The 19,683-nt window shown below is 68.4% G+C and carries 16 protein-coding genes; 6 read left to right on the plus strand and 10 right to left on the minus strand.

Annotated features, from left to right (window positions below):
• Positions 1-2 precede the first annotated feature (2 nt).
• The 4 genes from pyrE to clpB form a co-directional block, all read right to left on the minus strand.
• Positions 3-584, minus strand: a complete 582-nt coding sequence (pyrE, locus tag ACFYO1_RS22480) for an orotate phosphoribosyltransferase (RefSeq protein WP_387234098.1) — start codon at positions 582-584, stop codon at positions 3-5.
• A gap of 343 nt (positions 585-927) precedes the next feature.
• Positions 928-2,064, minus strand: coding sequence for a hypothetical protein (locus tag ACFYO1_RS22485; RefSeq protein WP_387234101.1), 1,137 nt, complete (start codon positions 2,062-2,064; stop codon positions 928-930).
• 68 nt (positions 2,065-2,132) lie between these two features.
• The gene (locus tag ACFYO1_RS22490) at positions 2,133-2,918 is read right to left on the minus strand and encodes a DUF5666 domain-containing protein (RefSeq protein WP_387234104.1); all 786 of its coding nucleotides are present in this window, start codon (positions 2,916-2,918) and stop codon (positions 2,133-2,135) included.
• A gap of 71 nt (positions 2,919-2,989) precedes the next feature.
• Positions 2,990-5,545 carry an ATP-dependent chaperone ClpB gene (gene clpB / locus ACFYO1_RS22495; RefSeq protein ID WP_387234107.1) on the minus strand — a complete coding sequence of 852 codons (2,556 nt, stop codon included), beginning with the start codon at positions 5,543-5,545 and terminating at the stop codon, positions 2,990-2,992.
• A gap of 370 nt (positions 5,546-5,915) precedes the next feature.
• On the opposite strand from clpB, the gene ACFYO1_RS22500 reads away from it, so the two are divergent.
• The 3 genes from ACFYO1_RS22500 to ACFYO1_RS22510 all read left to right on the plus strand — a co-directional run bounded on the left by ACFYO1_RS22500 (position 5,916) and on the right by ACFYO1_RS22510 (position 9,069).
• The gene (locus ACFYO1_RS22500; RefSeq protein WP_387234110.1) at positions 5,916-6,851 is read left to right on the plus strand and encodes an NADP-dependent oxidoreductase; all 936 of its coding nucleotides are present in this window, start codon (positions 5,916-5,918) and stop codon (positions 6,849-6,851) included.
• Positions 6,852-7,071: 220 nt separating this feature from the next.
• On the plus strand, positions 7,072-8,232 hold the full coding sequence (locus ACFYO1_RS22505; RefSeq protein WP_150400100.1) for an FAD-binding oxidoreductase: 1,161 nt from the start codon (positions 7,072-7,074) through the stop codon (positions 8,230-8,232).
• A gap of 45 nt (positions 8,233-8,277) precedes the next feature.
• Positions 8,278-9,069, plus strand: coding sequence for an FAD-binding oxidoreductase (locus tag ACFYO1_RS22510; protein ID WP_387234114.1), 792 nt, complete (start codon positions 8,278-8,280; stop codon positions 9,067-9,069).
• 84 nt (positions 9,070-9,153) lie between these two features.
• Here ACFYO1_RS22510 and ACFYO1_RS22515 read toward each other — a convergent pair whose 3' ends face one another.
• The 5 genes from ACFYO1_RS22515 to dnaK all read right to left on the minus strand — a co-directional run bounded on the left by ACFYO1_RS22515 (position 9,154) and on the right by dnaK (position 15,078).
• On the minus strand, positions 9,154-10,323 hold the full coding sequence (locus ACFYO1_RS22515; RefSeq protein WP_387234116.1) for an FAD-binding oxidoreductase: 1,170 nt from the start codon (positions 10,321-10,323) through the stop codon (positions 9,154-9,156).
• Positions 10,324-10,892: 569 nt separating this feature from the next.
• Positions 10,893-11,297, minus strand: a complete 405-nt coding sequence (locus ACFYO1_RS22520; RefSeq protein ID WP_364724558.1) for a heat shock protein transcriptional repressor HspR — start codon at positions 11,295-11,297, stop codon at positions 10,893-10,895.
• Entirely contained in the window at positions 11,297-12,454 is a 1,158-nt protein-coding gene (gene dnaJ, locus ACFYO1_RS22525; RefSeq protein WP_150400104.1) for a molecular chaperone DnaJ, read from the minus strand. The genes ACFYO1_RS22520 and dnaJ overlap by 1 nt, the downstream gene beginning before the upstream one ends.
• A gap of 102 nt (positions 12,455-12,556) precedes the next feature.
• A complete protein-coding gene (grpE, locus tag ACFYO1_RS22530) occupies positions 12,557-13,234 on the minus strand; it encodes a nucleotide exchange factor GrpE (RefSeq protein WP_387234120.1) in 678 nt (225 codons plus the stop codon).
• Complete coding sequence (gene dnaK / locus ACFYO1_RS22535; protein WP_150400106.1) at positions 13,231-15,078, minus strand: molecular chaperone DnaK; 1,848 nt, start codon at positions 15,076-15,078, stop codon at positions 13,231-13,233. The genes grpE and dnaK overlap by 4 nt, the downstream gene beginning before the upstream one ends.
• Before the next feature lie 356 nt (positions 15,079-15,434).
• Here dnaK and ACFYO1_RS22540 point away from each other — a divergent pair, with 356 nt between their 5' ends.
• On the plus strand, positions 15,435-17,036 hold the full coding sequence (locus tag ACFYO1_RS22540; RefSeq protein ID WP_387234123.1) for an FAD-binding oxidoreductase: 1,602 nt from the start codon (positions 15,435-15,437) through the stop codon (positions 17,034-17,036).
• Between the two features lie 6 nt (positions 17,037-17,042).
• Here ACFYO1_RS22540 and ACFYO1_RS22545 read toward each other — a convergent pair whose 3' ends face one another.
• Positions 17,043-17,537: a MarR family winged helix-turn-helix transcriptional regulator gene (locus tag ACFYO1_RS22545; protein ID WP_387234126.1), complete on the minus strand. Its 495-nt coding sequence runs from the start codon at positions 17,535-17,537 to the stop codon at positions 17,043-17,045.
• Positions 17,538-17,647: 110 nt separating this feature from the next.
• Here ACFYO1_RS22545 and ACFYO1_RS22550 point away from each other — a divergent pair, with 110 nt between their 5' ends.
• Entirely contained in the window at positions 17,648-19,360 is a 1,713-nt protein-coding gene (locus ACFYO1_RS22550) for an MFS transporter (RefSeq protein ID WP_387234129.1), read from the plus strand.
• A 5-nt stretch (positions 19,361-19,365) separates the two neighbouring features.
• Positions 19,366-19,665: a hypothetical protein gene (locus ACFYO1_RS22555; protein WP_387234132.1), complete on the plus strand. Its 300-nt coding sequence runs from the start codon at positions 19,366-19,368 to the stop codon at positions 19,663-19,665.
• Positions 19,666-19,683: the final 18 nt, after the last annotated feature.

Genomic DNA, 19,683 nt, shown 5'->3' on the forward strand with positions numbered 1-19,683 from the left:
GGCTAGCTGAGGGCCAAATCCTTCAGTCCGAGGATGGATCGATACTCCAGTCCCTCGGCCGCGATCACCTGGTCGGCCCCGGTTTCCCGGTCCACCACGGTGGCCACGCCGACCACGGTCGCGCCCGCGTCGCGCAGCGCGCGCACGGCCGTGAGCGGGGAGTTTCCGGTGGTCGTGGTGTCCTCGACGACCAGCACCCGCTTGCCGACGATGTCGGGTCCCTCGATCTGGCGCTGCATGCCGTGCGCCTTCGCCGCCTTGCGCACCACGAAGGCGTCGATCGGCCGGCCCGGCGCGTGCATGACCGCGAACGCGACCGGATCCGCGCCCATGGTGAGCCCGCCGACCGCGTCGAAGTCCCAGTCCGCGACCAGTTCGCGCAGCAGCTTGCCGATCAGCGGTCCCGCGCCGTGGTGCAGCGTCGCGCGCCGCAGGTCGACGTAGTAGTCGGCCTCTTTCCCCGAGGACAGGGTGACCCTGCCGTGCACGACGGCGAGCTCGCGCACGAGCGCCGCCAATCTGTCCCGGTCCGAACCGGCCGCAGTACCCAGCGCCGACTCGTTGGTGGTTGCCTCGTCGATCATTCCTAAGTCCTTCCGCGTGCGTCGAACAAGCCGCGATTCAGTCGGGCCGCCAGGGTTCGCGGGATCATCCCGGCGACGGTTCTCAGCGTTGTGTACTGCAGGCTTCGGCAGCGACGACGTGTCGATACCGGCTCGCTCATGGGATTCGGTGTGCACGAATCCCGGGCGCAGGGCCTGGACCTGTTCGGCCAGTCCAGCTGCCAACCCTTCCGTGAAGGATACGACCTGGATCGGGGACGCCGGACACGTCGAACCGCGCCCGCAGATCACCCCGGCCACGCTGTCGAGGTTGACGACCGATCCGTCGGCCGCGGCGATCATAGACGGACGCGGGACACGTCGGTTACTGCGGCACAGGTCCCTGGTACGGACGGAAGCCCGGATGGAACGGGCCGCCGGGCGGTTCGGCCGCCGCGTCGTCCGCGCGGGCGGCCGGGCGACGGTCGGGCTCCTCGGCCCAGTCGTCGTCGGCGGGGAGCTCGTCGCGCTGGGCGGGCATCCACTTGTCGCGCGGCTCCGGGGTCTGCTCGCGCGGTTCCGGCGACCGTTCCTCGCGTCGTTCCGGAGTCCACTCGTCGGTGGTCCTGCGTTCCTCGCGAACCCGCGCGCGGGCGTCCGGCACCACGGCCAGCGACGGGCGGCGCGGCGGTTCCGGTTCGTCCGGCGCGGACAGCGGGGCGCGGTCCTCGGCGTAACTCTGCTCGGCGAACGGGGCCTCGTCTAAATCCTCGTCCTTACGCAGCCGCGGCGGCTGCACCCTGGCGCCGCCGAGAGGTTCGTCCAGCTCTTCGCCCTCGGACTCGTCCGGGCGCTGCCTGCCGCGCGGCCGCGGGCGGCCGGGGTCGTGCCCGCCGTTGTCGAAGCGTGGCTCGCTCACCGGCGGCAGCACATGCAGCAGGCCGGACAGGCGCAGCACCGCGTCGATCGAGGTCTCCCACTCACGCGAGGAGGTGCCGACCGACAGCATGCCCAGCGTCCAGTTGCCCTCACTCCAGAGCATCTGCACGGTGTCGGGCAGCGTCTCGATGAACGCCACCATCCGCTGATCGACGGCGTGCCTGGCGATTTCCGGGTTGGTCGCGAACACCACCCGGTCGCCGATCGCGCCGAGCAGCTCCAGGTCGGCGTCCTTCGGCGGCGACGCGGTCTTGAGCCGCATGTCGACATCGATGTCCGAGCCGATCTGCCTGCGCACCGCGATCAGCGTCGCGGAGTCCTCCAGATCGAAGAGCACGAACTTCTCGCCCTTGCGGATACCGGACACCACATCGACCGCGGAGAGGTAGCCGAGCTTGGCCAGCGCGCCGCGACGCCAGGTCGATGGCAGCGCAGGCTCCACCGACACATAGGTGTAGCCCTGGGATTTCGCCCAGACCTGCCGCGCGTGACCGGTCCGCTGTCGCTGGATCCGATCGAAATACAGCAGCACGATCGCACCCACGAGTGCGATCGCCGCCAAGCCGAACCACATTGCCGTCATCGGTGTCTAGCCTATCCAGCTCGGGGGGCGAATGCCCGTCGCCACCCGGCGTCGGTGCTGCGGGTCGTTCATCGTCCGCCGCCGGGCAGCGCGGTACTGATGATCACCTTGGCCTGAATCGATCCGTCCGCACCCTTGTCACCCTGGATCAACACGATGTCGCCCGCGGGCAGATCGGACACTTTGGTGCCGGACATCGAGATCACCTGGGTGTTCGCGTCGGTGCGCACGGTGACCGTGGCGCCGAGCAGGGTGCTGATGGTGAGCGTGCCGCCGTCGTTGGTGTTGATGGTGCCCATGGTCGCACCGAGATTCTCGATGCCACCGCCGAGGCCGGGCACGCTCGGAATCCCGCTCGGCGTGGGCCGCGGTGAACCGGGCAGCGGACGCGCGGTCGGAAACGCCGAGGTGCTCGCGGCGCTGGTGGACGACGAATCCTTGTTGGCGAGCAGCACTCCCGCGATGACGCCGACCACGGCGATCAGCGCGACGACCCCGAGGCCGAGTGCGATCCACAGCCCGGTGTTGCGCCGCCGCGGTGGTTCCGGCGGCGGCATGCCCGGCCCGGGCGGGACGCCGTCGACCGGCGGCGCGCCCTGCCACTGATTGCCGTAGGTGCTTTCGTAGGCACCCCATTGGTTGTCGTGCGGCGGGAACTCGCGCGTGGCGTTCGGCGGGGGCGGTGACCACGGCTCGAACTGCTCGGTCGCCGGGTACGCCGAGGGCGCGCCGGACCCGTACGCCTCGGAGTACTCCGTGGTGTGCAGCGGCTGCTCGAACCCGGACTTGCCCGCCAGGTGCTCGGTCGGAGCATCCTCCGGCCGCTGCCCCCACGGATCGTTCGGGTTGGTCATGGCTTCCAGGTTAAGCGTTCCGATGAGTCGGCGGTCGATACCCGAGGCATCGACCGCCGACTCGCCAGTACCTAGCTGCCGACGATGAGTCCGTCACCGTCCGGCGAGACCGTCACCTTCACCGTGTCGCCGTCGGTGATCTCGCCGCCGAGAAGCGCTTTGGCGAGGGTGTCCCCGATCGACTGCTGGACCAGCCTGCGCAGCGGACGCGCACCGTAGACCGGGTCGTACCCGCGCACGGCCAGCCAGAACCGGGCCGAGTCGCTCACGTCCAGCTTCAGCCTGCGCTGGGACAGCCGCTTCTGCAGCTGGTCGAGCTGGATGTCCACGATGTGCTCGAGCTGCTCCTCGTTCAGCGCGTGGAACATCACCACGTCGTCGAGCCGGTTGAGGAACTCCGGCTTGAACGCCGAGCGCACCGCGTTCAGCACGAACTCCCGATCGCCGCCCGCACCGAGATTGGAGGTCAGGATGAGGATGGTGTTGCGGAAGTCCACCGTGCGGCCCTGGCCGTCGGTGAGCCGTCCCTCGTCGAGCACGGCCAGCAGGATGTCGAACACATCCGGATGCGCCTTCTCGATCTCGTCGAACAACACCACCGTGTACGGCCTGCGCCGCACCGCCTCGGTCAGCTGACCGCCTTGGTCGTAGCCGACGTATCCGGGCGGGGCGCCGACCAGGCGGGCCACCGAGTGCTTCTCGCTGTACTCGCTCATGTCGATCCGGACCATGGCGCGTTCGTCGTCGAACAGGAAGTCCGCCAACGCCTTTGCCAGCTCCGTCTTACCGACACCGGTCGGGCCGACGAACATGAACGAGCCGGTCGGCCGGTTCGGGTCGGCAACCCCGGCGCGCGCCCGGCGCACCGCGTCCGACACCGCCTGTACCGCCTCGGTCTGGCCGACCACGCGGCGGCCGAGTTCCTCCTCCATCCGCAGCAGCTTCTGGCTCTCGCCCTCGAGCAGCCTGCCGACCTGGATGCCGGTCCACGCCGAGACCACCTCGGCGATGTCGTCGGGCCCGACCTCCTCCTTGAGCATCACCTCGCCGTCCGCCGCGGTGCCGGAGGCCTTTTCGGCCTCGGCGAGTTGCTTCTCCAGCGCCGGGATCTTGCCGTAGCGCAGCTCGGCGGCCTTGCCCAGATCGCCGTCGCGCTCGGCCCGTTCGGACTCCCCGCGCAGCGACTCCAGCTCCTCCTTGAGCACGCGGACCTGGTCGATGGCGCTCTTCTCGTTCTGCCAGCGGGTCATCAGCTGGTTCAGCTTCTCCCGGTCGTCCGCGAGTTCCGAACGCAGCTTCTCCAGCCGCTGCTTGGAGGCCTCGTCGGTCTCCTTGCTCAGCGCGACCTCTTCGATCTCCAGCCGGCGCACCGCGCGCTCGACCTCGTCGATTTCCACCGGGCGCGAGTCGATTTCCATCCGCAGCCGCGAGGCCGACTCGTCCACCAGGTCGATCGCCTTGTCCGGCAGGAACCGGGAGGTGATGTAGCGGTCGCTGAGCGTGGCGGCGGCGACCAGCGCGGAGTCGGTGATGCGCACGCCGTGGTGCACCTCGTAGCGCTCCTTGATGCCGCGCAGGATGCCGACGGTGTCCTCCACCGACGGCTCGCCGACCAGCACCTGCTGGAACCGGCGCTCCAGGGCGGCGTCCTTCTCGATGTGCTTGCGGTATTCCTCCAGCGTGGTCGCGCCGACCAGGCGCAGCTCGCCGCGGGCCAGCATGGGCTTGATCATGTTGCCCGCGTCCATCGCGGATTCGCCGGTCGCGCCGGCGCCGACGATGGTGTGCAGCTCATCGATGAACGTGATGATCTGTCCCGCACTGTTTTTGATGTCTTCCAGCACGGCCTTGAGCCGTTCCTCGAACTCGCCGCGGTACTTCGCGCCCGCGACCATCGCGCCGAGGTCGAGCGAGACCACGGACTTGCCGCGCAGCGACTCCGGCACGTCACCGGCCACGATGCGCTGGGCCAGGCCCTCGACGATGGCGGTCTTGCCGACGCCGGGCTCGCCGATCAGCACCGGGTTGTTCTTGGTGCGCCGGCTCAGAACCTGGACCACGCGCCGGATTTCGGTGTCGCGCCCGATCACCGGATCGAGCTTGCCCGCGCGGGCGGCCTCGGTGAGGTCGGTGGAGTACTTCTCCAGCGCCTGGTAGCTGCCCTCGGGGTCGGGGCTGGTCACCCTGGCGCTGCCGCGCACGGCGGTGAACGCCTCGCGCAGCGCGTCGGCGCTCGCCCCGTACTTCTTCAGCAGCATGGTCACATCCGAGTCGCCGGCGGCCAGGCCGACCATGACGTGCTCGGTGGAGACATACTCGTCGCCCAGCTCGGTGGCCAGTCGCTGGGCCGCCGTGATCGCGGCCAGCGCCTCGCGGCCGAGCTGCGGAGTGGTCGTGGCGCCGGTCGCGCTGGGCAGCCGGTCCACAATGTCCTGGGCCTCGCGCCGGACCGTCGCCGGATCGACGCCGACCGCCTTGAGCAGCGGGGCGGCGATGCCGTCGGTTTGATCCAGCAACGCCACCAGCAAGTGGGCCGGACGAATCTCCGGGTTGCCCGCAGCTGAGGCCGCCTGCAATGCGGCGGTCAGGGCCGCCTGAGTCTTGGTGGTGGGATTGAACGAGTCCACAGTTACCTTCCTACTAGTCGATTCCCGCGGCACCGAGAGCATTTGGTCAGTGGTGTGACGACCTTGGTCGACTCGTCCGCCCGACGCGCTCGCACGCGCCTCGTTGCCGTTCTGTACCGTCCAACGCACGAAAGGTTGAGTCTGTTCCGCTCAAGTTTGATTTTCTCGCCGATTCCGGGTCGCCCGCTCCCGCGAGGCGCACGTGCAGGTAGAACGCTACGCCCGACACCGCGCCAATGCCGTGAATCACAGCGTCGATGGGGTATGGATGCATACGATGACGTTTGCCGTTAGTTGATGCATCAAAGAGCGCTTGCCCGGCACGCAGGTGCGAGGCCGCACTCTTCAGCCCGATTCAAGGAGCGAATAGATGCGCGCGATTGTCGTACGGAAGTTCGGAGCCACGCCGGAGTTGACCGACATGCCGGTCCCCGAACCCGGGCCGGGAGCGGTGCGGGTGCAGCTGGAGGCCGCCGGGGTCAACCCGTTCGACGCGAAGATGGCCGACGGAATCCTGGACGGCAAACTGCCCCACGACTTTCCGATGATCCTCGGGGTGGACGGCGCGGGCGTCGTCGCCGCGGTCGGCCCCGGCGCCAGCCACTTCGCCGTCGGCGATCGAGTGGTCGGCAAGTTTCTCACCCCACCGGCCGGTCACGGCAGCTTCGCCGAGTACGCGGTCCTCCCGGAGGCGGCCACCCTGGTGCGGATCCCCGAGGGTGTCCCGACCGCGGCCGCCGCGGCCCTGCCCACCGCGGGTGTCACCGCGCAGGACCTGGTCGACGCCACCAAGATCGAGCCCGGACAGACCGTGCTGATCGTCGGCGCCACCGGCGGCGTCGGCTCGTTCCTCGTGCAATTGGCCAACATGGCGGGCGCGAACGTCATCGCCACCGCCCGCGCCGCGGTCGCCGACCAGATGACCCGGCTCGGCGCGGCCGAGACCGTCGACTACACCGCTGGCTCGATCCGCGACCAGGTCGGCGCCGCCCATCCCGACGGCATCGACGTCCTCTACGACCTGGTCAGCCCGCCCGAGGCGCTCGCCGAACTGACCACCCTGGTGCGCGACGGCGGCACCGTCTACTCCACCGTCTTCGCCGCCGACGAGGACGCCCTGCGGGCCCGCGGCATTCGCGGCGGCAACATCGAATCGAGCGGCCGCGCACCGGAATTGACCCGACTACTGGACCGGGTAGCCGAGGGCGACGTGGTCGTCCCGATCGACGCCACCCTGCCGCTGGCCGACGGCGTCGCCGCCCTGGGCGCCACCGGCGCCCGCGGCAAAACGGTGCTCACTATCTGAGCAAACTCCCTCGTCGTGCATAAATCGCCTTCAGCAAACATGTGCCCGCACCAAGAGCTACCATCTGGCCAGGCAACCTGCCCAGCACGATCCGACCCCCGGGAGCCGAAGCGCAGCGAGGCCGAACTGCCGCCCTGGTTTTCAGGGATACTGGTCAGGGGAGGACCGTGGGTTACGGATACGTTCCCGGGCAGAACTGAGGGAAAGGAAGCTTCGCGTCGTGGATGCGCGTTCGGCTGCGCTGGTCCGCGCCAACTTCCGTGCGGTGATCGAGTCCCCGCACGGACCCGAGCGGTTGGTCAGCGCGTTCTACGGCCATTTGTTCGCCGAGAACCCGCAACTGCGTGAACTCTTCCCGCCTGCGATGGAAATGCAGGCCAAGCGGATCGTCACCGCCATCCAGTACGTGCTCGATCACCTCGAGGACTGGGGGCGGGCGCAGAAGTTCCTGGAGCAGTTGGCCCGCGATCATCGCAAATACGGGGTCGACGCGGCGCACTACGACGCCGCGGGCCGGGCCCTGCTCTCGGCGTTCCGCGCGTACAACGGCATCGGGACCTGGCATCGCGGGCTGGAGGAGGGCTGGCGCGACATCACCATCCTGATCTCCGCGTCCATGGCCATCGGCGCGAACTCGGACAAATCCCAGCCGTATTGGGAGGCGACCGTGGTCGGGCACCGCCGGGTGCTCGAGGACCTGGCCATCGTGCGGCTGCAATCCGAGAGCCCGATCCCGTATCAGGCCGGACAGTACGTGCCGCTCACCGTGCCGCAGCGGCCGAAGATGTGGCGCTACTTCTCCCCCGCCATCCCGGCGAACCCGTACGGCGAGATCGAGTTCCACGTCCGCAAGATCCGCGGCGGCTGGGTCAGCCCGGCCATCGTGAACGAGACCAGGGTCGGTGACCGCTGGCAGATCGCCGGACCGCTCGGCGGCCTGCACGTCGACCGGGACAGCGGTCGCGACGTGCTGCTGATCGGCGCGGGCACCGGGATCGCCCCGCTGCGCGCGCAGCTGATCGAGATGGGCCAGCGCGGCATCAACCCGCGGGTGCACTTCTTCATCGGCGGCCGCTACCCCTGCGACCTCTACGACGTGGAGAACATGTGGCAGCTCTCGCAGAGCAATCCGTGGCTCACCATCGTCCCGGTCTGTGAACAGAAGACCAATCCGTGGTGGTACCCCCATCCGCCGCAGGAAGAGCCATACGGCATGCACCGGCGGCTGATCGGTAATCTGGGCGCGGTGGTCGCGAGCTTCGGCGCGTGGGCGGACCGGCAGATCCAGATCGCCGGATCGGCGAAGATGATCGCGGACACCCGGCGCGCGTTGATCGCGGTCGGCACTCCGGAGCACATCATCAGCTCCGATCCGGTTTGACGAAGGAGGTCCCCATGGGGGACGGCAGCGGACGGAGTCCGCGGGGTGGGTAGTACATCGGGGGACCCGGCTGCGCGGGGCAATGGCGCACACCACCCGACGGAGTGGACCTCCACGGTCGTCGGGCACCATCGAATCCGCCACGACCTGGCGGTGATTCGGCTGATCGGCGAGTTCGTCCCGTTTCTCGCGGGGCAGTCCGTCGAGGTCACCGTGCCGCAGCAACCCAGCATGCGGCGCAGGCTCTCCCCGGCGCTGCCGCCGTCGCTGGACGGCAAGCTGGAGTTCCACGTGCGCACGGTGCCCGGCGGCTGGTGCAGCGGCTCCATCGTGGCCGACACCCGGCCCGGCGACGAATGGCAGATCCGTGCCCCGTTCGGCAGTTTCGCGGTCGACCCCGCGGGCGAGGAAATCGTGATGATCGCGGGCGGCACCGGGCTGGCCCCGCTGCGCGCGCAGATCCTGGACCTGGCGCGCGAGCCGGAGCCGCCGCCCACCTACCTCTTCTTCGGCGGCCACACCCCGCGCGACCTGTACGCCTCGGACATGCTGTTCCTGCTGGCCGGTGAATTGCCTTGGCTCACCGTGATTCCCGTGGTCGAGAGCCCGGACGATCCCAGCTGGGCCGACGAGTGGTACGAGCGCAGCCGGGTGAACATCGGCTTCCCGCCGGACGAGATGCTCTTCGGCACGCTCGCGGAGGTGGTCGGTTCGCACGGCGCGTTCGACCATCATCAGGTGCTGGTGTGCGGCTCCCCCGCCATGGTCAACGCGACGGTGGACCGGTTGCTCGCCACCGGAACTCCGCCGGAGCGCATCCAATTCGAAGGTCTATAGCCGGAATCCGGTCGCGGTACTGGGCGCGACCGGATTCCGACTGGGTCCGGGATTACGGGAGGGGTCGAAATCCCGGACGGCCGGTCAGAACAGGGGGTCGTGGCGGATGTTCTTGGTGAGCGTCCCCGCGGCCATCATGCGGAACTTGGTGGTCTGCACCATCGACGGCGAGCCGACGATCTGCACGTCCCGGTCGGCCCAGGCGCCGAAGCTGGCGACCACCTTGCCGATCTGGCCGGTCAACCGCGGCTCCAGCCCCGCGTACGCGGGCGCCAGTTCGCCGGGATCGGTGTACCACCAAGGGTTTTCGTCGTGTTCGGTGACCGGGGTGACGGTCAGCCAGCGGTTGGCCACGGCCAGGCTGTTCAACGTGTCCAGATCGTAGAGGTCACAGGGGTGGTGACCGCCGACGAACAGATGCACCTTCGGGTTGGTCCGCCGCTGCGCCATCGCCATCAGCTGGGCGCGCAGCGGCGCGATGCCGGTGCCGCAGCCGACCATCAGCATCTTGCGCTTGGTGTTGCGCGGGATGCCGAGGCCGCCGAGCGGTGAGCCGAGCAGCCACTGGTCACCGATCGCGGTCTGGCCGACGATGGCCGAGCTGACCCAGCCGCCGAGCACGCCGCGGACGTGGAACTCGATCTCCCCGTTGGCATTCGCGGGCACGGCGGGCGACATATAGCGCCACATCCGCGGCCGGGACGGGATCTGCACGCTGAGGTACTGGCCGGCGGCGTATTGCATCGGCTGATCCAGCTGCAACCGCAGCACGGCCAGGTTGCGCAGCACGTCGCGGCGTTCGACCACGGTGCCGGTCCAGACCGGCGGCGTGGTTTCCTTCTCCGCGGCGCCGATCATGGTGTCGCCGATGATCTTCAGGCCTTCGTCCCAGGCCTGGTCGACCTCGTCGGTCCACATCTCGGTGCCCGCGTACACCCGCATCGCGGTCTTCAGCGAGACGGCGACCGCGGTGTAATGCGCGGGCTGCGCACCGTATTTGCGATGGTCGCGCCCGAGCTGAGCGAGGAACGGCAGGAGTTTGTTCGGCTCCTCCAACCGGTCCAGGACGTAGGCGATGGCCTTGACAAGGCGATCACGCTGTGCGTCCATGGCGGCTGGAAAGAAATCGCGGACTTGGGGGTAGTCGGTGAATAGGATCGCGTAGAACGATCTCGCTAATTTCTCCGGCCCCCCTTCCTCCGCAGCAACCGCCTTGAACGTCGTTCTGATCAAAGCGACAGTCCGCGAATCCATTTGTGTCACAACCCCATTTCGCACTCGAACACAAACTGTGCCGGCGAGTGAGGTGCTGCGGGACACTCGTCAGCAGCCGTTGCCAAGGAGTGTAGGCGAGGTTTGCCAGCAGCGGAATCCTCCGTTTAAACAACAAGCATGTAATTCCCCGGAAACGAGGAGGGGCAGCGCAAAACACTCACGAAACCGACTGGCAGACCGTAAAAAACGAGTGAAATCAGTCACGGATACACTGAATTTGCATGACTCGTTCTGCAATCCTCGTACCGGTAGCGATCCCAGAGCGACCGCACGGCAACACCACTGGGCGATCGACCGACTGAGTCGGTCCACGCCGCACGCCACGCCACGGGGGCCTGCGATGAAACTGACCAGTCGGCTATCGCCCCGAAGCCGAGGCGCTGATGCCCTGGCGCACACCACGTCTCGGCTTACCGTTGGCTATCCTTCGAAATCCCCGGTTGAATCCGACTTCGGGCCGCTGACCTCGGAGCACGATCAATTCTCCGAGGCCGGCGACCCGATAGTTAGCCAGCCGTATTCAGTATTGTTGCGGGACTGTCATTCGCTCAAATACCACGGCGATTTCGCGGTTGCCAGACCACGAGTGCGGTACTGCGTTGCGGCGGCGAAAGATCCGGCCGATAGCCGGCCCGCAGCCGATCCAGCTCGGCCGCCAGTTCGGCGACCCGCTGCTGCAATTCCTCGACCTGGTTGGTCAGTTCGATGATGCGTTTGATGCCCGCCAGGTTGACGCCCTCGTCCTGAGACAGCCGCTGCACCTCGCGCAACAGCTCGACGTCCCTGGCCGAGTAGCGTCGCCCGCCGCCCGAAGTGCGTTGTGGCGTAACCAGTCCCAGACGGTCATAGGTGCGCAGGGTCTGCGCGTGCATGCCCGCCAGCTGGGCCGCCACCGAGATCATGAAGAACTCGGCCCGCGACCCGCTGGACGCCTGCTTCGGATCATGGGACATCAAGCACCTGCCCATCCAGCCCGTGGATCGAATCCGCTTGCCTTCTCCGCCTCCGCATAGCGCCGGAGCGCCTCGGCTGCGTTGTCGTCCAACTTCTGTGGCACCGCGACCTTGACGGTGACCAGCAGGTCACCGGCGCCGCCGCCGCGCTTGGGCACGCCACGACCGCGCACCCGGAGGATGCGGCCGTCCGCGGTGCCGGGCGGCACCTTGACGCCTACGCGCCCTTCCAGCGTCGGCACGGAAACCGTGGTCCCGAGCACCAATTCGCTGTAGCTGACCGGCAGCACCAGGGTCAGGTCGTCGCCGTTGCGGCCGAAGACCTTGTCCTGGCTGACGTGCACGCTGACGAACAGATCGCCCGACGGCGCGCCCCGCAGGCCCGCCTCGCCCTGTCCGGCCAGCCGAATCCGTTGCCCGTCACTGACTCCCGGGGGAATCCGCACCGTGATGGTGCGTGTGCGGTTCTGGATGCCGCTGCCGTGGCAGTCGACGCACGGGTCGTCGATGATCGAGCCGGTGCCCCGGCAGTCGTCGCACGGCTCGCTGAAGCCGAACGCGCCCTGGTTGCGGCTGATCACGCCGGTCCCGTTGCAGTGCGGGCAGACTCGCGGGCTGGTGCCCGGCTTGGCGCCGCTGCCGTGACAGGTGGTACATGGCGACGGACTGGTCATCCGCAACGGAACCGTGACGCCCTGGGCGGCCTCGCGGAACCCGAGGGTGGTCTCGGTCTCCACGTCCGCCCCGCGACGCGGCCGGCTCGTGGTGCGGGTGCCGCCGCGGTTGAACAGACCGCCCAGCAGGTCACCGAGGCCACCGTCGCCCGCGTTCGCGGTACCGAAGATGTCGCCGATGTTGAAGTCCTGCGAAAAGCCGCCGCCCGCACCGGGAGTGAAGCCGCCGCGTGGATAACCGCCACCCGCGAACAGCTTGCGGGTCTCGTCGTACTCCTTGCGCTTGGCCGGATCCGACAGCACCGCGTGCGCTTCGCTGACGGTCTTGAACCGCTCCTCGGCCTTGGTGTCACCGGGATTGGCGTCCGGATGCAGGTCTCGCGCGAGCTTGCGGTACGCCTTCTTGATCTCGTCCTGCGAGGCGCCGGAGGAGACACCCAGTTCCTTATAGAAGTCCTTTTCGATCCACTCCCGTTGACTCACCGGATATCTCCTCCTCTCGCAGTATTCGATTCGCGGCACTCGCGGGGCCCTGCGTGGTTACGCTCCGCTACCGCCTCCGTGCCCGACGCTCGAGCCGCGGAGTTACTGTTTGTTCGCGCCGGCATCAGCGTCCGATGCCTTGGTCGAATCGGCTGTGGCCGCGTCGGCCACCCCATCGGTTACCCCGACCAGCGCGTGCCGAAGCACCCGTTCGCCGAACCGATAGCCCTTGCGCATGACCAGCCCGATCACCGGGTCGTGCCCGGAGCCCTCGTGCTGCACGGCCTCGTGCAGGGTCGGGTCGAAAGGCTCACCCTCCGAACCGAATTCCTCCAGGCCCTGCTTGTGCAGCGCGGTGGCCAGCTTGTCCGCCACCGACTTGAGCGGTCCGTTGTCCAGGTCGCCGTGCGCCCTGGCCCGATCGAGATCGTCGAGCACGCCGAGCAATTCGGTGACCACGGCGGCCTTGGCGGTGTCGATCGCGGTCTTGCGATCGCGTTCGACGCGGCGCCGGTAGTTGGCGTACTCCGCGGTCAGCCGCTGCAGGTCGGCGGTGCGCTCGGCGAGTTCCTTGCTGATGGCGTCGGCCAGCAGCTCGGCGCCCTGCGCGGTGCCGATGATCGAGTCGGTGCCGTTCCCGGCGTCCGGGCCGGGGCCGGCGGCGGACTCCGCCGCCGGCTCCCGTACGTCACCGGTCTCCGGGTCGATCTTGCGGTTGTCGACGAAGGTGACCGGCTCTTGCTCGGAGTTGCGCTGCTCCGAATCGTTGCCGTTGGTCACTTCTTCTCCGTGTCTACCGGCTCGTCCACGACCTCGGCGTCGACGACCTCGTCATCGGCGTCGGTGGCCGAGGATCCGTTGCTGGACGCGGCCGACTCGTTGGCCGAGGACTCGTAGATCGCCTGGCCGAGTGCCTGCGACTCGGTCGCCAGCTTCTCCACGGCCGCCTTGACCGCGGCGATGTCGGTGCCCTTGAGCGCCTCGTTCGCCTCGGCGATGGCCGCCTCCACCTTGGACTTGATCTCCGCGGGGACCTTGTCCTCGTTCTCCTTGATGAACTTCTCGGTCTGGTGCACCAGCGACTCGGCCTGGTTGCGGGTCTCGGCCTCCTCGCGGCGGGCCTTGTCCTCGGACGCGTGCTGCTCGGCGTCCTTCACCATCCGGTCGATCTCCTCCTTGGACAGGCCGGAGCCGTCCTGGATCTTGATCGTGTTCTCCTTGCCGGTGCCCTTGTCCTTCGCGGTCACGTGCACGATGCCGTTGGCGTCGATGTCGAAGGTGACCTCGATCTGCGGCACGCCGCGCGGGGCCGGCGGGATGCCGGTCAGCTCGAACGAGCCCAGCAGCTTGTTGTGCGAGGCGATCTCGCGCTCACCCTGGAATACCTGGATCTGCACCGAGGGCTGGTTGTCGTCGGCCGTGGTGAAGGTCTCCGAGCGCTTGGTCGGAATGGTGGTGTTGCGCTCGATGAGCTTGGTCATCACGCCGCCCTTGGTCTCGATGCCCAGCGACAGTGGGGTCACATCGAGCAGCAGGACGTCCTTGACCTCGCCCTTGAGCACACCGGCCTGCAGCGCGGCGCCGACGGCGACGACCTCGTCCGGGTTCACGCCCTTGTTCGGCTCACGGCCGCCGGTCAGTTCCTTGACCAGCTCGGAGACGGCGGGCATACGGGTGGAGCCACCGACGAGCACGACGTGGTCGATGTCGGCGACGTTGATGCCCGCGTCCTTGATCACGGACTGGAACGGCGCGCGGGTGCGGTCGAGCAGGTCCGAGGTGATCTTCTGGAACTCGGCGCGGGTCAGCTGCTCGTCGAGGAACAGCGGGTTCTTGTCCGCGTCGACGGTGATGTAGGGCAGGTTGATCGAGGTGCTCTGCGAGGAGCTGAGCTCGATCTTCGCCTTCTCGGCGGCCTCACGCAGCCGCTGCAGCGCCATCTTGTCCTTGGTCAGGTCGATGCCCGCGCTGGCCTTGAACTTGTCCACCAGCCAGGTGACCACGCGCTCGTCCCAGTCGTCACCACCGAGGTGGTTGTCGCCGGAGGTGGCGCGGACCTCGACGACGCCCTCGCCGATTTCCAGCAGCGAGACGTCGAAGGTGCCGCCACCGAGGTCGAAGACCAGGATGGTCTGTTCCTTGTCGCCCTTGTCCAGGCCGTACGCCAGCGCGGCCGCGGTGGGCTCGTTGACGATGCGCAGCACGTTCAGGCCGGCGATCTGGCCGGCTTCCTTGGTGGCCTGACGCTGGGCGTCCTCGAAGTACGCCGGCACGGTGATGACCGCGTCGGTGATCTCCTCACCGAGGTAGGCCTCCGCGTCGCGCTTCAGCTTCATGAGCGTGCGCGCGCTGATTTCCTGCGGGGTGTACTTCTTGCCATCGATCTCGACGGTCCAGTCGGTGCCGATGTGGCGCTTGACCGAGCGAATGGTGCGGTCGACGTTGGTGACGGCCTGGTTCTTGGCCGGCTGGCCGACCAGCACCTCGCCGTTCTTCGCGAAGGCGACGATCGACGGGGTGGTACGCGATCCTTCCGAGTTGGCCACGACCACCGGTTCTCCGCCTTCGAGTACGGCGACGACCGAGTTCGTGGTCCCGAGGTCGATTCCGACCGCACGAGCCATTGTTGTTCCTCCTATTTGACGTACTTACTGGTGTCGGGTGCTGGGCGGGTGCCGCCCTGCGGCCAGGTCACCCTGTGCCGCGAGACCTAGCCCCCAAACACCTGGCGGAGCACGGTCCCAGCAACGCTGAGCGTGGTCGGCTCAATCCTGCACCCAATTATCATCGGGAGTCAACTCAAACTTGAGCCCGACACACTCAACGTTGTCGAATAGCTCAACGGACGACCGCCGAGGATCATTCCCGAATCCCGGCATCGATTTCGGCCGTTCCCGATTCTCGTCCCGCGAACCCGGCGTGGCTACCCGTGGTGCGATAGCCTGCGCGGCGGGCGCGAGCCCGGCGGAAAGGAGTCCCGGTGTCGGCGAAGACGCGGTCGTGGTGGGGTTGGGGCAACGTCGAGGACGCGGTCGGCGGGGCGGAGCGGGCGGCGCTGACCGAGCGGGTCGCGGCGATCCTGCCGGGCGCCGACCTGACCGTGCACGAGCCGCCGGCGGTCGAGTCGCTCGCGCTGCCCGCGCCGCGGGTCGCCGCGCCAGACGCGCTGGCCGAGCTGGTTTCCGTCGATCCCGCCGATCGCGCGGCGCACGCGCACGGGCAGGCGTTCCGCGATGTGGTGCGAAATCTGCTCGGCGAGGTGGGAACTCCGCCCGACCTGGTGATCCGCCCACGCACCGAGGCGGACATCGTCGACGTGCTGGACTGGGCGAGCCGGGCGAACATCGCCGTAATCCCTTTCGGCGGCGGCACTTCCGTGGTCGGCGGCGTGGAGCCGCGGCTCGACGGGGACTTCGCCGGTGCGGTGAGCCTGGACCTCGGGGCGCTCGACCGTGTGCTCGAGCTCGATCCCACCAGCCGGGCCGCGCGGATTCAGGCCGGGGTGTTCGGGCCCGCGCTGGAAGGTCAACTGCGCGAAGCGAATCTGACGCTGCGGCATTTTCCGCAGTCGTTCGAGTTCTCCACCCTCGGCGGGTGGCTGGCCACCCGGGCGGGCGGGCACTTCGCGACGCTGTACACCCACATCGATGACCTGGTGGAGTCGATGCGCGTGGTGACGCCCGCGGGCGTCGGCGAATCCCGCAGGCTGCCCGGTTCCGGAGCGGGGCCCGCGCCCGATCGGATGTTCCTGGGCTCCGAGGGCACGCTCGGCGTGATCACCGAGGCCTGGATGCGTCTACAGGACCGGCCGCGTTGGCGGGCAACGACTTCCGTGCACTTCGAGGACCACGGCCGGGCGGTCGCCGCCACCCGCGCCGTCGCGCAATCCGGTCTGTACCCGGCCAACTGCCGGCTGCTCGATCCCGCCGAGGCCTTCCTCAATGCCGGCGCGGCGACCGCGGGCGGGGTGCTGGTACTCGGCTTCGAGTCCGCGGACCACCCGATCCGGCCGTGGATGGAACGCGCCGTCGAGATCGCCGAGGACCACGGCGGCACACTGCCCGAACCGGTGCGCTATTCGGACTCGGACGCGACCACCCACGGCGGCGGCACCGCCGATACCTGGCGCTCGTCGTTCCTGCGCATGCCCTATCAGCGCGACGCGCTCGCGGCCCAGTCGATGATCACCGAGACCTTCGAAACCGCCTGCACCTGGGAGAGATTCGACGAGTTGAAGGCCGCCGTCACCACTGCGGCGAACGAGGCGATCCGCGCGGTGGGCGCGACCGGCGTGGTCACCTGCCGATTCACCCATGTCTATCCGGACGGGCCCGCACCGTACTTCGGCGTCTACGCCGCGGGTCGCTGGGGTAGCACGGTCGCCCAGTGGGACGAGATCAAAGCCGCTGTCTCCGAGGCGCTCTCGGCCGCGGGCGGCACCATCACCCATCACCACGCGGTCGGCCGGGATCACCGGCCCTGGTACGACCGGCAACGCCCGGAACCGTTCGCGCTCGCGTTGCGCGCGGCCAAGTCCGCGCTCGATCCGGCGGGCATCCTGAATCCCGGTGTGCTCCTGTGAATTACGTCAGCAGGGGCGCACTCGCTCGTGGGTGAGTCCGGGATGAATCCCCGGACGTAACCCGTTGCTCGCGGCGGTGCGCTGCAACAACCCGAGCAACGTCGCCCGCTCCTCGGCGTCGAGCCCGGCGAACAGCTCGCCGTCGAGGGCGGTCACCGCCGCCTGCGCGCGACCGAGCACGTCATCGGCGGCCGGCAGCAGATACACGGCGTGGGCCCGGCGATCCGTCGGGTGTCTGCGCCGTTCGACCAGCCGTCGCTTCGCCAATTCGTCGACCAGCCCGACCATCACATTGCGATGGATGCCGAGCGTCTCGCACAACTGCTGCTGCGTCTGCCCGTCGTGTTCGCGCAGTACCCGCAGCATGCCGAAATGCCGGGGACCGATGCCGAGCGGAGCGAGCAGCTCGCCGAATCGGCCGCCGGTGTAGGCCCCCAGCTGGCCGAGCAGGAACGCCGGCTGGTCGGCCAGCGGCACGAACGTCGAATCGGCTTCGGTCACCCGCCCAGCATACCGTTAACGCACATGAAATGATTGCCATATTGCGTGATCATCACTTCAGGTGCATAGTTTGACACGTCGCCACGCCCATCGAGTCGAAGAGAGCCGCCGTGGACCACGACCCGCACCCCACCGACACCCCACCCCCACCGAATCTCGACCCGCGCCGCTGGATCGCCTTCGCGGTCGTGCTCGCCGCGGGCTTCATGGATCTGCTCGACGTCACGATCGTCAATGTCGCCGTCCCGAGCATCCAGTCCGATCTCGAAGCCCAGTACGCCCAGATCGAATGGATCGTCGCGGCCTACGTGCTCGCGTTCGCCGCGGTGCTGATCACCGGCGGCCGGCTCGGCGATCTGTACGGGCGCAAACGCGTATTCCTCGTCGGCATGGCCGGATTCACCCTCGCGTCCGCCGCCTGCGGGCTCAGCACGGACCCGGCCATGCTCATCGCGTCACGCTTCGTACAGGGCGCGATGGCGGGGCTGATGGTGCCGCAAATTCTGGCCATCATCCGGGCCACCTTCCCGGAACACGAACGGGCCAAGGCGATTGCGCTCTACAGCGGGGTCGGCGGATCCGCGTCTGCGGTCGGGCTTTCGCTCGGCGGGCTGCTCGTGCAGTGGGATCTGTTCGACCTCACTTGGCGGCCCATCTTCCTGGTAAACATCCCGGTGGGCATCGCCGCGCTGATCGCCGCGACGGTCGTGATGCGGGATTCGCGTTCGCCCGCGCCACCGCGGCTGGATGTGACCGGCATGGTGCTGGCCGTCGGCGCGGTGCTGCTGCTCGTCTATCCGATCACCGAGGGGCGCCGGCTGGGCTGGCCTGCTTGGACTTTCGCGCTCATCGTGGCCGCGTTGCTGACCTTCGGCGCGTTCGTCGCCTACGAGCGGCGGCGGATGCGCACCGTCGGTTCGCCGCTGATCGACCTCGGCCTGTTCCGCTCCCGGCCGTTCGCGATCGGGCTCGGCAGCTGGCTGCTGTTCTGGATCGGGCTCGGCGGGTTCTTCCTGGTGTGGACGCTGTTCATGCAGTCCGGACTCGGCTGGTCGCCGATGCGGGCCGGGCTGACGGCGGCGTTCTTCGCTGTGGGAGCCGGTGTGGGGGCGGGCATTTCGGTCGGGGCGCTGGCGCCGCGGTTCGGCAGGCGGGTGTTGATCGCCGGCGGAGTGGTGAACGCGATCGGGTTCGGTTCCTACGGCTGGCTCGCTACGCACTACGGGGCCGAGATCGCCTCGTGGCAGATGGTTTTCCCGCTGCTGGTGACCGGCACCGGGTTCGGCATGGTGGTCGCGCCGACCATCGACCTGCTGCTCGGTCAGGTGCCGGCGAGCGCGGCGGGCGCGGCGTCCGGGTTGCTCAATACCGGGCAGCAACTCGGCACCGCGCTCGGGGTGGCACTGGTCGGCGTCGTGTTCTTCACGCAGCTGGACCATGATTCAGCACGCGGGGTGGACGCGGTGACCCCGCAGATCCGGTCCGAGCTCGCCGAGGCCGGAGTGCCGGCACCCGCACAAGACGAGATTCTCGCCAATTTCCGGGCCTGCGTACGGGATCGATCCGCGCAGATCGACCCGACCGTGGTGCCGGACAGTTGCGCCTCGCCGACCGGCGGCGCGGAGGTCGGCGAGGCGCTGACCGCGGCCGGCGCGGACGCCAACGCGGTGAACTTCGCCAATACCTTCGAGTACACGCTCTGGTACGGCATCGGCATGCTGGCGCTGATGTGCCTCGGATTCCTCGCACTGCCGAAGGACGCGAGGCTGGCGGAGCACGAAAACACGACCACCACAGCGGATTTGACACCGATAGGGGTATGAGGACAATGGATATCTTGGTCATCGGCCGCGGCCGGAACGTTGTGGACTCGGCGATTCCGCAGATCCAGGCGCAGGGGTTCACCGCGCACGGGGTGATCGCCGACGCGGACGCACTCGCGGTGCTCGACCGCGACCCGGTCGGCATACTGCTCATCGGCGGTGGGGTGGAACGGGATTCGCGGGAGCTGCTGATCCAGCGGGCCGAGCAGCACGGCGTCGCGGTGCTCGAGGCCCAGCGCAAGGGACGTGATCTCGACACCTACCTCCAGGAGGAGGTGTTCCCGGCACTACGCGCACGGCGGTGAAATCCGAACGGGCCGGAG

Source organism: Nocardia sp. NPDC006044, from assembly GCF_042871115.1.
GTDB lineage: Bacteria > Actinomycetota > Actinomycetes > Mycobacteriales > Mycobacteriaceae > Nocardia.